Consider the following 15456-nt stretch of genomic DNA (forward strand, 5'->3'; position numbering starts at 1 on the left):
CCATCGGGGCAGTGCGGCGGGATCCGGTAGGCACGACGCGGGGCCGGCCGGCTCCGTGACGCAACGGGAACGCCGAGGTACGCGGATGGTGCTCAGGGCTGACGCACGGCTGCGGGCGGCGGTGGTCGGCACCGGCCTGATCGGTGGTTCGGTGCTCCTCCGACTGCACGCCGTCGGCGTTGACGTGACCGGCTGGGATCCGGACGAGCAGACCCGCCGGCAGGCCCGGCTGGCCGGCGTACCGACCGCGGAGCGGCTGGTCGACGCGGTGGCCGGCCGGGACGTGGTGTTTCTCGGCGGACCGCTGCCCACGCTGCCCGCGACCCTGGTCGAGGTTGCCGCCGTCACCTCCGAGGACTGCCTGCTCACCGACGTGGGCAGCACGAAGGCCGGGCTGGCGGCGTTCGCCGCAGAACAGGGATTGACCAGCCGGTTCGTGCCGGGACACCCGATGGCGGGTACCGACCGGGCGGGGCTCGCGGCGGCGCTGCCGGACCTGTTCACCGGCGCCGCCTGGGTGCTCTGCCCCGCACCCGACGGGCTGGCCGCCTTCCGCCGCCTCGCCACCCTGGTCACCGACGTCTTCGCCGCCCGGGTGGTGCCGATGGCGGCGGACCGGCACGACGCCGTGGTGGCGCTCGCCTCGCACGTGCCGCACCTGCTCGCCGGGGCGCTGGCCGGTGCGGCGCACCGGTCGCCGTGGCGGAAGGCGGTCGTGGCACTGGCGGCCGGGAGCTTCCGGGACGGCACCCGGGTCGCCGGCACCCCGGCGCACCGCACCGGGAACATGCTGCGTGGCAACCGCGAGCAGGTGCTGGCCGCGCTGGCCCAGGTCACCGACTTCCTCGACGAGCTGGCCGGTGCGTTGCGCTCCGACGACGTCGACGCCCTCACCGCCCGGTACGCCGAGGCCGGTGCCGCCCGCGCCGAGCTGGCCGGTCGCCCGTACGACGAGCAGGTCATGTCGTTTCCGCCGGGCACGGAACCGGCCGAGGTGGCCTGGCTGCACGGCATCGGAGCGGCCGGGGGCCACCTGAGCGGGTGTCGGGCCGTGGCCGGCGCCGTCTCCTATGTCGCTCACCTCCCGCAGACCTGACCGGCTCATCGGTGGGCGCGGCGACGGGCTCGCCAGTAGGGTGAGGGCATGGTGGACGGACCAGTCGTGACCGTGCGCGGCGAGGCTTATCGTGAGGTCGCGCCGGAACTCGCCCGGTTCACCGTGACCGCGCTGGCCCGGGACCGGGAGCGGGAGCCGGCGTTGACCCGGCTGGCTGAGCGGGCTGCGGCGATCCGGGTCCTGCTCGACTCGTACGGCCCGACGATCGACCGGCGCGAGACCGGCGAGCTGCGGGTGCGCCCCGAGACCCGCCGCTCCGGGGAACGGGTCGTGGCCTGGCACGGTTCGGTGGTCACCACGGTGACGGTGAGCGACTTCACCGCCCTCGGCGAGTTAATGTTGCGCCTGGCCGACCAGGATCAGGTCGAGGTGGCGGGTCCGTGGTGGTCGCTGCGTCCCGACAGCCCGGCCTACCGGCAGGCCCGGCACACCGCGATCAGCGACGCGTTGCAGCGGGCCCGCGAGTACGCCGAGGCGCTCGGCGCTCAGGTCACCGACCTGGTCGAGTTGTCCGACGAGGGCGGCACGGCCCAACCGATGATGGCTCGGATGTCGTTCGACGCCGGTGGCACCGAGGCCGGTGGCACACCGGAGCTGGAACTCGATCCGCAGCCGCAGGGCGTGCACGCGGCCGTGCGGGCCCGGTTCACGATCAGCCGGCCGGTCCTGTCCTGATGACCGTCGCAGAGGTGCTGTCGGTCGAGGCGCTGCTGGAGCGGGCCCGGGGGCTGGCCGATGCCGGCCCGAGGCAACTGCTCGGCATCACCGGGGCACCCGGTGCCGGCAAGTCCACGCTGGCCGCACAGGTGGTCGAGGCGGTCGGCCCGGCCGCCCGGCTGGTGCCGATGGACGGCTTCCACCTCGCTCAGGACGAGTTGCGTCGGCTCGGCCGGGAGTTGCGGAAGGGCTCGCTCGACACCTTCGACGCCAACGGCTACGTCTCCCTGCTGCGTCGGCTGCGGCGTAAGGAACCGACGTCGGTCTGGGTGCCGCAGTTCCGTCGGGACCTGGAGGAGCCGATCGCCGGTGCGATCGAGGTGCCGCCGGAGGTCCGGCTGGTGGTCACCGACGGCAACTACCTGTTGATCCCGAACTGGCCCTGGGACGAGGTACGCGCCCTGCTGCACGAGGCGTGGTTCCTGGACCTCGATGCCGACCTGCGGCGTCAGCGGCTGGTCGCCCGGCACATGGCCTACGGCCGGTCGGAGCAGGACGCCCGAGCCTGGGCGCTGGGCAGCGACGAGGCCAACGCGGCGCTGGTGGCCGACACCGCATACCGCGCCGACCTGGTGGTACGCCTAGCCGAGCCTCTGCCGGGGTGACGGGACCGCCCGGCGCAGCAGCCAGGCCACCCGGGATCTCTCCCGTTGGAACTCGGCCGCCTCCGGGTAGCCGCTGTGGCTGCGGATCGGGGGGTCGGCAACTTCGCCGTCGCTCGGATGCAGGGCCTCCGGGTCGGTCACCGGGATGTCCTGTTCCCCGGCGGTGACCGGCCAACCGAGGGGGTCGGTGTCTCGCCAAAAGTTCGTCCACCGGGTTCCGCTGCCCGGGCGGGTCAGCGCCGCGGCCAGCACCGGTAGCCGGTCCGGCCCGAAGTAGGCGGGGAAGATCCGGCCGTAGAGGCGGGTGAGTTGGCAGCCGTAGGAGAAGAACCAGATCCGCCGCCGCCACCGGGTCGGCATCTGCAGGATGACTGCGGTGCAGATCACCGTGCCCTGGCTGTGCCCGGACAGGATGATGCCGTCCACCCGGCGCGGGTCGTGTTCGGCGAGCGCGATCAGCCCGGCCGTGCGGGTGAGCAGTTCGGGCACCGCCCGCTCGGCGTAGCTCGGTGGCGCCAAGGGGTGGGCGGCGCGCGGCCAGAAGGTTCCCACGTCCCACACCACGCCGACCGAGCGGCGGATGTTGTCCTTGCGGTAGACGAGCAGGCCGACGGCGGCCACCGCCACCGGAAGCAGACCGAGCAGCGCGTCGCCGGTGTCACCCACCGCCTTGATCACCACCGTCGTCGCGCCTGTCGTCAGGGTCTGCGGGCGGGCCGCGGAGAGGACGGCCGCGCAGCCCATCACGGCGACGACGGCCATTGCGCCGGCGTACCAACCGATCAGGCTAAGTGCGTGTTCGCCGACCAGCCGGTGCAGCGCCTGGTGGGTGCTGACGTCACGGGCGCGACGTAGGTCGTGTGCGGACAGCCGACCGCCCCGGGCTCTGAGCTGGGCGTACTCTCGGCGGCGGAGTCGGTGGAACAGCACCGCGGCGCGGACGGCGACCAGAGCGAGGATCAGCAGCGCGGCGGCGAAGGTCAGGCCGACCCAGGCCACCGGGACTGGCGTTACCACCAGGGACCGGCCGACGGACGGGTCTCCGCCGTTGAGCCGGTTGGCGACCCAGTAGAGCACGCCGGCGCTGTACGCGAGGCCGAGCAACCAGCCGAAGCCGGCGATGACGGCGGGCGCCCGGCCGCGCCAGGCCAGGTCGGTGTGCGGTTCGAGGGGTTGTTTGACCGTGCTGGGGCGGGTCCGGGGCAGCAGCAGGCCGACCGCGGCGAGGGCGAGCAACGGTAGGGCGAACTGCCACAGCGTCACCGGTGCCGGTGGTGCGGCAGGCAGCCAACCGTGGCACCAGGCGGTGCCGACGGCGATCAGCAGCGCGGCGGCGGCCGGTGTGGCGCCGCCGCGCCGGCCGGAGCGGGCGGTCGCGCCGATCGCGATGAGCAGTAGCAGCTGACCGGTGCCCAGCCAGGCGATGACCCGGTCGAAGCCCGGCAGCGACCGGTCCGTCCGGCATCCGGGCGGGGCGGGGTCGAGGTCGCAGCCGGCGGGCGGACGTAGTTCGGCAAGCCGGCTGCCTGCGGCAGCGTCGGGCAGCAGCAGCACCGCGAAGGTGCCGGCCAGACCGATTGCGGTGAGGACGATGACCGCGATGCTCCATCGGCCGAGCGGTGTGGCACCGTCGCGCCGGGTCAGGAAGGGCCGACCGGTGGCCACCAGCGTGACCGTCAGGACGGTCATGAAGGCGGCCACGGCCATCCAGGTGAGCACCGCCAGTGCGCCGTGCGGCGGGTCGAGCACCGTGACCGTGCCGAGCGGGACCGCCGCCGCCACCACCGCGCCGGTGCACAGGTGCAGTACGGCCGTGCGGCGTAGTTGTCCCTCGCCACACCAGAAGGTGGGGTCCTGAAGGGGATTGGTCGGAGGGCCGGCGGGTGGGTCGGGCAGGGTCGGTGGCTCGGGTGCCGGCTGACCGACCGGAACATCGGTGTCTGCTGGCGGCGGGGTACGGCGTCCCGCAGGATTCGTGGTGGGGTCGGCCGGCATCACCGCCTCGTACTGGTAGGTCCGCCAGGTGACCAGGCCGAGCACCCCGATCATGGCGAGTGGCACGGTCAGGCCGACGGCCAGCGCCCGGCCGCCCTGCTGCCACCAGGAACTGGCGAGGAACTCCCACGGGCCGGGAATCCGGCTCAGGCAGCCGTCGTCCACGCACTGCCAGCCGATGAGATCGACGCCTACGCCGGTCATCGCCAGCACCGGGGTGCCGGTCAGGCTCAGGCAGAACAGCCTGATCAGCCAGGCTGTCATTCCGGAGCGGCTGGCCAGTCGTTCGGTGGTGGGGTCCGCCGGTATGCCCGGCCGGGCGTGCAGTGCCACGTTGGCCAGGGTGAAGGGGAGCAGCAGCGTCCACAGGGCCCGCTCCACGTCGCGGGCGGTTCGCGCGCCGGAGGTCAACTGCCCCCAGCTGTACGCCTCGACGGCGATCGGGTCGAGCGGCGCGGCGGTCCCGGAGCGGTAGAAACCGGTGACCGGGCCGCCGGCGACGAGCCGTGGCTGAGGTGACTCACACCCGGTTTCGGCCGTCAGGCCCAGCGTCTCGGCGGGCGGTGTGTTGGACACGCCGTGCACGCGTAGTTCGAGGATCCGGCCTCCCATGTGAGCCTCCCGGTGACGCACCTGTCACCTACAGTGCCCGATGCGGTGCCCCGGATGCCACTCGTCCTGCCGGTGTCTGTGCAGCTAGGAGGGCTTGTCGATGCGTCCGATCATGCCTGGCACCGCCGCGGAGAGGACTCAACTTCGTCGAATTCTTGACTCCCTTTTGCATACTCAGTACGCAACCCTGAAGGAGGTCGATGTGTCCTGCATCGATATAGACGCTTCAGAGGAGGATTCAGTTGCGACGAAGGAGCAGACTGACCGCCACCGGACTCGTGCTGGGTCTGGTGCTCGGCGTACCGGCGGCGGTCACGGCCGCACCGGCGACGCCGACCGTGGCCCCGCCCACCCCTGTCCCGAGCGGCCGACCCGACGCCGGCCGTGGACCCGCCACCGTCACCCTGATCACCGGCGACCAGGTCACGGTCACCGCCACCGGGGCGAGCGTACGCCCGGCTGAGGGACGCGATGGCGTCCGTTTCGTCACCCGCCGGGAGCGGGACCAACTCTGGGTGATGCCGCAGGACGCCCTGCCGTTGATCCGCGACGGGCGGGTCGACCGCCGGCTCTTCGACGTGGCCGGGCTGATCGCCGCCGGCTACGACGACGCGCACCGCGACGAACTGCCCCTGCTCATGACCTACGGGTCGACCGCCCGACGGGCCGGCGCGCCCGAAGGAGTGACAGTTACCCGCGACCTGGCGGCCATCGCCGGCGTCGCGGCCAGCGCGGACAAGCAACGCGTGGGCCAGCTGTGGGCCACGCTCGCCGGTGCCAGCGGCGCCCGGATCGACGCGGCGGGGGGTGTCGAGCGGATCTGGCTCGACGGTCGGCGGCAGCTGACGCTGGAACACAGCGTGCCGCAGATCGGGGCGCCCGCCGCCCACCAGGCCGGCTTCACCGGCCAGGGGGTACGCGTCGCGGTGCTGGACACCGGTGTCGATGCCGCGCATCCGGACCTCACCGGCCGAGTCGCCGAGTCGAGGAACTTCACCGAGGAGACGAACCCGGGTGACACCGTGGGGCACGGCACCCACGTCGCCTCGATCATCGCGGGCAGCGGCGCCGCCTCGGACGGCCGCAACCGAGGTGTGGCACCCGACGCGACCCTGCTCTCCGGCAAGGTCTGCGAGGAGTACGGCTGCACCGAGTCGGCCATCCTGGCCGGCATGCAGTGGGCCGCCACCGAGGCCGAGGCCGACGTGGTCAACCTCAGCCTGGGCGGTACGGACACCCCGGAGGTGGATCCGCTGGAGGAGGCGGTGAACACGCTCACCGAGCAGACGGGTGCCCTCTTCGTGATCTCCGCCGGCAACGCCGGACGGGCCGGGACGGTCGGCTCGCCGGCCAGCGCCGACGCCGCGCTCGCCGTCGGCGCGGTCGACCGCGACGACCAGCTCGCCGACTTCTCCAGCCGGGGCCCACGGGTCGGTGACGACGCCCTCAAGCCGGACATCACCGCGCCGGGAGTGGACATCGTCGCCGCCCGAGGGCAGGGCACGCAGCTCGGTGAGCCGGTCGGCGAGCAGTACGTCTCGCTCTCCGGCACGTCGATGTCGGCACCACACGTCGCCGGTGCGGCGGCGCTGCTCGCCCAGCAGCACACCGACGCGACGGCGCAGCGGCTCAAGGCCACCCTGATGGCCTCGGCCCGACCACATCCGGAACTGACCGCGTACCAGCAGGGCGCTGGCCGGGTCGACGTGGCGCGTGCCATCACCCAGTCGGTGGTGAGTGAGCCGGCGAGCGTCTCGTTCGGCCGGACGCTGTGGCCGCACGACGACGACGAACCGATCCAGCGCGAGGTGACCTGGCGCAACACCGGAACCGCGCCGCTCACCCTGGATCTCAGCATCGAGGCCACGGGACCGGACGGGGAACCCGCGCCGGCCGGCGTGTTCACGCTCGGTGCGCAGCAGATCCAGGTGCCGGCCGGTGGTTCCGCGTCCGCCACGGTCACGGTCGACACCGGTGTCGACAGCCCGGACGGGCACTACACCGGCCGGGTGGTCGCCCGCGCCGGCGAGCTGGTGGCGGTCACCCCGCTGGCCGTGCACAAGGAGATGGAGAGCTACACGCTGACCCTGCGTCACCTGAGCCGCGAGGGTGCCGTGCCGGACGACTACGCGAGCTTCCTGCTCGGGTTGGACGACTTCACCGACATCTTCGTGTCCGACCCTGACGGCACCGCCGAGGTGCGGGTGCCGAAGGGGCGGTACGGGTTGGCCAGCTTCCTGTTCGACGAGGCCGGCGAGGAACTGGTGCTGATGGCCCAGCCGGAGCTGGTGGTGGAGTCGGACGCCGAGGTCGTGGTGGACGCACGCACGGCGAAGCCGGTGCGGATGACCGTGCCGGACCGGTCGGCGACGCCGGCACTCGTCGCCGTCGACGCGAACTTCCTGCTCGACGAAGGGTCGGCCGGGTTCGGCGCGGTAGCCGACGACTTCGGCGGGCTGTTCACCGGCCAGGTCGGCGGGCGGACTGCGGCAGACCACTTCTTCGCCGTGTTCAGCAGCCAGTTCGCCGACCTGGAGGCGGCCAGCAGCCCGTACCTCTACGCCCTCGCCGAGATGGTCCCGGGTCGGATGCCTGCCGGGTTGACCCGGAACTACCGGGACAGTGACCTGGCCACCGTCAAGCAGACGTTCCGGGACGGCTATCCCGGCACGCTCGCCGACCGGATGTCCTTCGCCCTGTTCGAGCCCGACCTGGGCGGCTGGGCGATCGGGCCGCCGGTGGCGGTGCCGGGCCACCGGGTCGAGTACTACAACACCAGGCAGGTGCGCTGGAGCACCGAGCTGTGGTTCGGCACGCGGAGCGATGACTCGTCCTGGCTCGAACCGGTCGCCGTGCTCTTCTCGGAACCGACGGCGTACCGGGGCGGACGCAACTACCGGGAGGTCTGGAACGGGGCACCCCACGGACCGTCGTTCCCGGTGCCGCGCTGGCCGGACGAGGGCCTGACCCGGCAGGGCGACCTGATCAACCTGTCCGTGCCGCTGCACAGCGACGCGGCCGGACATCTGGGTAGCTCGCTGACGGAAGCCTCGCGTACCGCCCTGTACCGCAACGGCAAGCTGGTCGCCGAGACCACGGACCCGGGCTGGGGTCAGTTCGAGGTGCCGGCCGCGCCAGCCAGGTACCGGCTGGAGACCTCCGCGAAGCGCACCGTCACCGATCTGAGTACCGAGGTCGCCACCGCCTGGACCTTCCGGTCCCGGCACGTACGCGGCGACGACCCGCTCCGCCTGCCCGCTTCGGCGATCCGCTTCGCGCCGCGACTGGACGAGCGGAACGCGGCTGCGGCGGGCCGGTCCTTCGTGATTCCGGTCGCGGTGCAGCGCCAATCCGGCGCACCGACGGCGAAGACGGCGTCGCTGACCGTCGACGTCTCCTACGACGGCGGAGAGCGCTGGCAGCGCGCCAAGCTACGCAAGGTCGCTAGCGGCTGGCAGGCCACCGTGCAGCACCCACGCGGCACCGGCCACGTGTCGCTGCGGGCCACCGCCCGCGACACCGACGGCAACACCGTCACCCAGCGGATCATCCAGGCGTACCGCCTGCGGTGAGCCGTGCCGGTGGGGCGGGCGTCATCGCGCCCGCCCCACCGGGAGGCTCAGTCGTTGGCGTGCAGGTCGGCGTTCAGTTTGATGCCCCGGCCGGTGCGGGGGCGGGCCTCCAACGCGCCGGAGACCGAGTTGCGCCAGAACAGCAACCCGTCGACGCCGGAGAGTTCGCGGGCCTTGACGACCCGGCCGTCCGGAAGGCTGATCTTCGAGGCGGCGGTGACGTAGCAACCCGCCTCGACCACACAGTCGTCGCCGAGTGAGATGCCGACCCCGGCGTTGGCGCCGACCAGGCTGCGCTCGCCGATGCGTACCTTGTCGGTGCCGCCGCCGGAGAGGGTGCCCATGATGGAGGCGCCGCCGCCGATGTCCGAACCGTCACCGACCACCACGCCCTGCACGATGCGCCCCTCGACCATCGAGGCGCCGAGCGTGCCGGCGTTGAAGTTGACGAAGCCCTCGTGCATGACGGTGGTGCCGGCGGCGAGGTGTGCGCCGAGCCGGACCCGGTCGGCGTCGGCGATCCGCACCCCCGAGGGCACCACGTAGTCGGTCATCCGCGGGAACTTGTCCACCCCGTACACCCCGAGGTGGCGGCCGGCGGCCCGCTCGACGACGCGCAGCTCGTCCACCCGCTCCGGTGGGCACGGCCCGGCGGTGGTCCAGGCCACGTTGGCCAGCTTGCCGAAGATGCCGTCGAGGTTGATCTCGTTGGGCCGCACCAGGCGGTGGGAGAGCAGGTGCAGCCGCAGGTACGCGTCCGCCGCGTCCTTGATCGGATCGTCCAGCGAGCCGATGACGGTGACCACCTGGACGGTACGCAGACCCGGCAGGGCCCGGTCGCCGATCGCGCCGGGCGGCAGGTCCAGCACGTCGGCCTTGTCCTCACCGGCGACCAGCGGCAGCTCGCCGAGGCCCAGCTTGCCGGTCGGGTACCAGGCGTCAAGCACCTGGTCCTCGGCGGTGACGGTGGCCAGGCCGATGCCCCACGCGGATTGTGTGGACGTCACTTACTCACCTCTCGTTCGCCTGCGGGCTGGCTGCTGCTCGCGACTGCGGGGCTCGCCGGCCCACTCCTCGCGCTGCGCCGAAGGGCTCGCGTCTCGCGGTCGCCGGTTGTGACGGTACCGTGCGGACCATGGAGAACCCGCTTACCCCCGAGGTCCTCGCCGATCCGGTGGCGTTGACCCGCGTGCTGGTCGACATCGAGTCCGTGTCCCTCAACGAGAAGGCCATCGCCGACTGCGTCGAGGAGGTTCTGCGGGCGGTCCCGCACCTGACCACCCACCGGTACGGCAACACGGTGATGGCCCGTACCGACCTGGGGCGGGCCTCCCGGGTGGTGCTCGCCGGCCACCTGGACACGGTGCCGCTGAACAACAACTTCCCGTCGACCCTGCGCGGCGACCTGATGTACGGCTGCGGCACCTCGGACATGAAGTCCGGGGTCGCCTACGCACTGCATCTCGCGACGAGCCTGCCCGAGCCACGCTACGACGTGACCTACTTCTTCTACGAGGCCGAGGAGATCGAGTCGAGGTACAACGGCCTGCACCTGGTCGCGCAGGCGCACCCGGACTGGCTGGAGGCCGACTTCGCGCTGCTGTTGGAGCCGACGTACGGCATCGTCGAGGCCGGCTGCCAGGGCACCATGCGGGCCGTGGTGGTGACCACCGGGGTTCGGGCCCACTCGGCCCGTTCCTGGCACGGCATCAATGCGGTGCATGGTGCGGGTGAGGTGCTCCGCCGCCTGTCGACGTATCAGGCCCGGCGGGTGACCATCGACGGGTGTGATTACCGGGAGGGCATGAACGCGACCCGCATCCACGGCGGGGTCGCCGGGAACGTGGTGCCGGACCGGTGCGAGATCGAGGTGAACTACCGCTTCGCGCCGGACCGTACGCCGGCCGAGGCCGAGGCGCACCTGCGCGAGGTCTTCGCGGACTACGAGCTGACCGTGACCGACTGTGCGGCCGGCGCGCTGCCCGGACTGGAGGCCGCCCCCGCCCGGGAATTTGTGGCGGCGGTGGGTGCCGCACCCATCGGCAAGCTGGGTTGGACCGACGTGGCCCGGTTCGCGGCGATGGGGATTCCGGCGCTCAACTTCGGCCCGGGTGATCCGAACCTGGCCCACCACCCCGACGAGCACGTCGAGATCAGCAAGATCCGCGACGGTGCGGCGACGCTGCATCGCTGGCTTGCCGCCTGATCGTCCCGGCGTCGGCCTCGCGAGGGGGTGGGTGCTCGGACGTCAGACGGCGCTCAGGTGGGACTCGGCAGCCGGATCGGCCGGCGGCTCGGGTGGCTTGTCGAGCAGGCGGGTGCGGCGGCGCTCGGCCACCACGTCGCGGATGCGCCGCTGCATCTGGCGGCGGATCCGGATCCGTTCGTTGTTGCTGATCACGCTGTCTCCTCCCCCGAAGCCTGCGCGCCGGGGCATACCCGGTATGTGAATAGTAAGACGTACGGGAAAGCGATTTGGTTGCACATGATCACAAAGTGTTTGCCGGGTTATCCGGCCGGACTCCACTACGGTTGCTTCCATGAACCAGAGCAACCGGCGCGAACGAGAACAGGAGCGGCATCGCGGCGCCGTGACACTCCGTCGCCAATCAATCACCAATAGTACCGCAGATCAACACCTGCTGGACTCCCGGGCGCGGGCCGACTGGAAGACGAAGGATGCCTGGCGGGCGCTGCGCATCCTCTCCGAGTTCGTGGAGGGCTTCGACACCCTCGCCGACCTGCCGCCGGCGGTCAGCGTCTTCGGGTCGGCGCGCAGCAAACCGGACAGCCCCGAGTGTCAGCTCGCCGAGGCGCTGGGCGCGGCGCTGGCCCGGGCCGGCTACGCGGTGATCACCGGCGGCGGCCCGGGCGTGATGGAGGCGGTCAACCGGGGGGCCAGCGAGGCCGGCGGCCACTCCGTCGGCCTCGGCATCGAACTCCCCTTCGAGCAGGGCATCAACGAGTGGGTCGACCTGGCCATCGACTTCCGCTACTTCTTCGCCCGCAAGACCATGTTCGTCAAGTACGCCCAGGCGTTCGTGGTGCTGCCCGGTGGGTTCGGCACCATGGACGAACTCTTCGAGGCGCTCACCCTGGTGCAGACCGGGAAGGTCACCCGGTTTCCGGTGGTGCTGATGGGCGCGGACTACTGGCAGGGGCTGCTCGACTGGCTGCGTGACACGATGGCCGCCGAAGGCAAGATCGGCCCGGTCGATCTGGAGCTGATCTGCGTCACCGACGATGTCGCGGCGGCGGTGCGGCACATCGTGGAGGCCGAGGCCGCCCTCAGCGCCGAGCAGGAGACCGTACGCGAGGAAGCCGTCGCCCGCGCCGCCGCCGACCAGCAGGCCGCCGCCGACGAGGCGGCCACCGTCAACGGGCGCGCCACGGCGGACGGTTCGACCGACGACCCTGCGGGGCGCTGACCGATGGCCGCGATCTGCGTCTTCTGCGCCTCCTCCCGGACACTCGACAAGCGTTGGTTGGACCTGGCGGCCGACACCGGTGCGGAAATCGCCCGGCGCGGGCACACGCTGGTCAGCGGCGGGGGCTGCGTCGGGATGATGGGTGCGCTGGTCAACGGCGCACGCGCCGCGGGAGGTCGTACGGTCGGCGTGATCCCGCAGGCGCTGGTCGACCTGGAGGTCGCCGACCTCGCCTCCGACGAACTGCTGGTCACCGACTCGATGGCCAGTCGGAAGATTCTGATGCTCGAGAAGTCGGACGCCTTCCTGACCCTGCCCGGCGGGCTCGGCACGCTCGACGAACTCTTCGAGGTCTGGACCACCGCGACGCTCGCCCTGCACCACAAGCCGATGGTGCTGGTCGACACCGACGGCTTCTACGACCCGCTGCTGGAGTGGCTGCGGAACCTGACCGACCAGAGCTTCCTCAAGCCCGCCGGCTTCGACCTCCTGCGGTCGGTCGACACCGTCCCCGGTGCGCTGGACCTGATCGAATCCCACCTCACCTGACCGCCTGGGCCGTGGCGGCGCCCGCTGGCAGGCCCGCCGCCCCGCTGGGCGACCCCGCTGCCCCCGGCTGACCTGGCGGCTGATCGGCTTCGGGACGCGGCGACCGGGTCTTCCCGCCGGGCGAAAGCCCCACCTTGCCGCACCCCGAGCGCCGAACACCGACCGGAGCAGGTGTGGCGGGTCGGGCGGTGTCGCAGGGCCGTGATGGGATGGCGGGATGCAGGCGTACCGGTTGGTGCGTCGGCCCGCCGGGCCGACCGAGGGGAGCGGCCCGTCCGTCGCCCCGCCCTCGGACGCCGCTCATCCGCAGGCTCGGCCTAGTCGGGTTGCGCCCGACCAGGTTGGACCTGGCCACGCCGGACCGGACCGGGCTGCCCCGGATCACGCGGTCCCGGATCGGGCCGCGACCGGTCGTGTCGGGCCGGGGCAGGTCGATCCGCGGCAGGCGGAGGTCGTCGCGCACACCGCCGGTCCGATGCTCGTGGTGGGCGGGCCGGGCACGGGTAAGACCCGGACCCTCGTCGAGGCGGTCACCGCCCGGGTGACCGAGGGAGTCGACCCGGAGCGGATCCTGGTGCTCACCTTCAGCCGACGTGGTGCCGCCGATCTGCGGCACCGGATCGAGGCGCGGATCGCCGCGACCGGGCAGCGGGTGCTGCGCGAGCCGCTGGTGCGCACCTTTCCCGCGTACGCCTTCGGTCTGCTGCGGCGGGCCGCCGCCGAGCGCGGCGAACCGTCGCCCCGGCTGCTCACCGGCCCGGAGCAGGATCTGATCATTCGCGAGCTGCTCGACGTCGTCGGTGCGGAGCCCGACGCGGAGCCCGACGACGACCAGGTCGGTTGGCCGGCGGACCTGCGGCCGGCGCTGCGTACCCGGGCGTTCGCCGCTCAACTGCGCGACCTGCTGATGCGTGCCGCCGAGCGGGGGGTGGGCCCGGTCGAGCTGGCCCGGCTCGGTGAGCGGCTCGGCCGCGCCGACTGGCCGGCCGCCGCCCGGTTCCTCCGGCAGTACGTGGCCGTGCTGGCCCTGCGTGACGTGGCCAACCGAGGCTCGGTCGCCTACGACCCGGCGGAGCTGGTCCGGGCTGCCACCGGGATGCTGCGCGACGATCCGGAGCTGCTCGCCGCCGAGCGGCGCCGGCTGGCGTACGTCTACGTCGACGAGCTGGCCGACACCGATCCCGCGCAGCTGGAGCTGCTGGACACGGTGGCCGGCGGCGGTCTTCCCCTGGTCGCCTTCGCCGATCCCGACTCGTCCACGTACGCGTTCCGAGGGTCCGACCCGGGCGGCGTGACGAGTTTCCCGCACCGGTTCCGCACCGCCTCGGGCGCACCGGCCGCACAGGTGCTGCTGACCACCAGCTACCGCGCGGGCGAGCGGCTGCTGGCCGCCACGACCCGGCTGGCCCGACGGCTGCGCGGACCGGCCGCACACCGGCAGCTACGACCGCTGCCGGATGCTCCGCCGGGGACGGTGGAGGTACGCACGTTCTCCTCCACCACGAGTGAGGCGGCGTGGTTGGCGCACGCGTTGCGGGAGGCGCACCTGCTCGACGGCGTGCCGTGGGCGCGGATGGCGGTGCTGGTCCGCTCCACCGCCCGGCAGCTGCCCGGGCTGCGTCGGGCGCTGCACGCGGCCGGCGTGCCGACCGTGGTGCACGGTGAGGATCTTCCGCTGCACCTGCAACCGGCGGTCGCGCCGCTGCTGCTCCTGTTGCGCTGCGGCCTGGAGCCGGAGCGACTCGACGAGGAGGCCGCGGTCGCGCTGCTGCACTCGCCGTTCGGTCGCGCCGACCCGCTGGCGGAGCGACGGCTGCGTCAGGGTCTGCGTGCCCTCGCCCTGGCCCGGGGCGACCGCCGACCCTCCGGAGAGCTGATCATCGAGGCGCTCCGCGAACCGGCCGAGCTGGCCGGAGTCGAACGGCGGTGGGCCGAGCCGGCGCAGACGGTGGCCGGATTGCTGGCCGTCGCCCGGGAGGCGGCCGACCGGCCGGCCGCCACCGCCGAGGAGGTTCTCTGGGCGGTCTGGCGGGCCAGTGGGCTGGCCGAGCTGTGGTCGGCCGCGCTGACCCGAGGCCCGACCGTGGCCGGCGAGGGCGATCTCGCGCGGCGTCGCCGGGCCGAGGCGGCCGACCGTGACCTGGACGCCGTGCTGGTCCTCTTCGACGCCGCCGCCCGGTTCACCGATCGGCTGCCGGGCGCGCGTACCGAGGTCTTCCTCGATCACGTGCTCGGTCAGGAGCTGCCGGCCGACACGCTCGCACCGACGGCAGACCGGGGCGACGCCGTACGGTTGCTCACCGCGCACGCGGCCAAAGGACTCGAGTGGGACCTGGTCGCGGTGGCCGGGGTGCAGGAGGGCGTCTGGCCGGACCTGCGACTGCGCGGCAGCCTGCTCGGCTCGGAGCGCCTGGTCGACGTGCTGGCCGGCCGAGGGGATGGTGCTGCCGCGGTGGCCGTCGTGGTCGGGCAGACCTCGGCGCTGCTCGACGAGGAGCGGCGGCTGTTCCACGTCGCGGTGACCCGTGCTCGGCGGCGGCTGCTGGTCAGCGCGGTCGCCTCCGCGTCGGTGGGCGGCGACGACCACGAGGAGCAACCCAGCCGGTTCCTCTACGAGCTGGGCTCCACCGACGGCCCGGGCGGCGCCGCCGATCCGCCGCCCCCGCCGCCGAACGAACCGCTTCCCGCCGGCACTCCGGCGGAGGGCGTCCCGGACGATGACGAACCGACGTATGCCACCGAGGCCGGGCACGCCGCGCCGCGTCGGCTGCCGTTGAGCCGGCCGCCCCGGGCGCTCACGCTGCCCGCGTTGGTGGCGGAGCTGCGAACCGCGGTCGCCGATCCGGCGGCGCCGCTAGCCC

Annotated in this window: 11 protein-coding genes; 8 read left to right on the top strand and 3 right to left on the bottom strand. The window is 72.8% G+C overall.

All coding sequences use genetic code 11. From position 1 onward, the window contains the following. Positions 1 to 85: 85 nt before the first annotated feature. Genes AC2CHE_RS17220 through AC2CHE_RS17230 form a run of 3 tightly spaced genes read left to right on the top strand, consistent with a single transcriptional unit; the run spans position 86 to position 2439 of the window. Positions 86 to 1096, top strand: coding sequence for a prephenate dehydrogenase (locus AC2CHE_RS17220; RefSeq protein WP_484505902.1), 1011 nt, complete (start codon positions 86 to 88; stop codon positions 1094 to 1096). Between the two features lie 48 nt (positions 1097 to 1144). After that, positions 1145 to 1792 (top strand): SIMPL domain-containing protein, encoded by a 648-nt coding sequence (locus AC2CHE_RS17225; protein ID WP_484505903.1) that lies wholly within the window; start codon positions 1145 to 1147, stop codon positions 1790 to 1792. Further along, the gene (locus AC2CHE_RS17230; RefSeq protein WP_484505904.1) at positions 1792 to 2439 is read left to right on the top strand and encodes a nucleoside/nucleotide kinase family protein; all 648 of its coding nucleotides are present in this window, start codon (positions 1792 to 1794) and stop codon (positions 2437 to 2439) included. The genes AC2CHE_RS17225 and AC2CHE_RS17230 overlap by 1 nt, the downstream gene beginning before the upstream one ends. Here AC2CHE_RS17230 and AC2CHE_RS17235 read toward each other — a convergent pair. After that, on the bottom strand, positions 2416 to 5046 hold the full coding sequence (locus AC2CHE_RS17235; RefSeq protein WP_484505905.1) for a hypothetical protein: 2631 nt from the start codon (positions 5044 to 5046) through the stop codon (positions 2416 to 2418). The two genes, AC2CHE_RS17230 and AC2CHE_RS17235, sit on opposite strands and share 24 nt — an antisense overlap. Positions 5047 to 5288: 242 nt before the next feature. Here AC2CHE_RS17235 and AC2CHE_RS17240 point away from each other — a divergent pair, with 242 nt between their 5' ends. Beyond that, positions 5289 to 8618 (top strand): S8 family serine peptidase, encoded by a 3330-nt coding sequence (locus AC2CHE_RS17240; protein ID WP_484505906.1) that lies wholly within the window; start codon positions 5289 to 5291, stop codon positions 8616 to 8618. A gap of 47 nt (positions 8619 to 8665) precedes the next feature. Here the strand turns inward: AC2CHE_RS17240 and dapD are convergent, their stop codons facing one another. Further along, the gene (gene dapD / locus AC2CHE_RS17245) at positions 8666 to 9625 is read right to left on the bottom strand and encodes a 2,3,4,5-tetrahydropyridine-2,6-dicarboxylate N-succinyltransferase (protein WP_484505907.1); all 960 of its coding nucleotides are present in this window, start codon (positions 9623 to 9625) and stop codon (positions 8666 to 8668) included. Between the two features lie 128 nt (positions 9626 to 9753). Between dapD and dapE the strand changes: the two genes are divergently transcribed. Continuing rightward, on the top strand, positions 9754 to 10824 hold the full coding sequence (gene dapE / locus AC2CHE_RS17250) for a succinyl-diaminopimelate desuccinylase (RefSeq protein ID WP_484505908.1): 1071 nt from the start codon (positions 9754 to 9756) through the stop codon (positions 10822 to 10824). Between the two features lie 42 nt (positions 10825 to 10866). Here the strand turns inward: dapE and AC2CHE_RS17255 are convergent, their stop codons facing one another. Next, on the bottom strand, positions 10867 to 11019 hold the full coding sequence (locus tag AC2CHE_RS17255; protein WP_281564620.1) for a hypothetical protein: 153 nt from the start codon (positions 11017 to 11019) through the stop codon (positions 10867 to 10869). A 139-nt stretch (positions 11020 to 11158) separates the two neighbouring features. Between AC2CHE_RS17255 and AC2CHE_RS17260 the strand changes: the two genes are divergently transcribed. The 3 genes from AC2CHE_RS17260 to AC2CHE_RS17270 all read left to right on the top strand — a co-directional run. After that, positions 11159 to 12046: an LOG family protein gene (locus AC2CHE_RS17260; protein ID WP_484505909.1), complete on the top strand. Its 888-nt coding sequence runs from the start codon at positions 11159 to 11161 to the stop codon at positions 12044 to 12046. A 3-nt stretch (positions 12047 to 12049) separates the two neighbouring features. Further along, positions 12050 to 12595, top strand: coding sequence for an LOG family protein (locus AC2CHE_RS17265; RefSeq protein WP_484505910.1), 546 nt, complete (start codon positions 12050 to 12052; stop codon positions 12593 to 12595). 217 nt (positions 12596 to 12812) lie between these two features. Then, a partial coding sequence (locus AC2CHE_RS17270) for an ATP-dependent helicase (RefSeq protein ID WP_484505911.1) occupies positions 12813 to 15456 on the top strand: 2644 nt, incomplete at its 3' end.

The organism is Micromonospora sp. ATLC16, assembly GCF_057196645.1.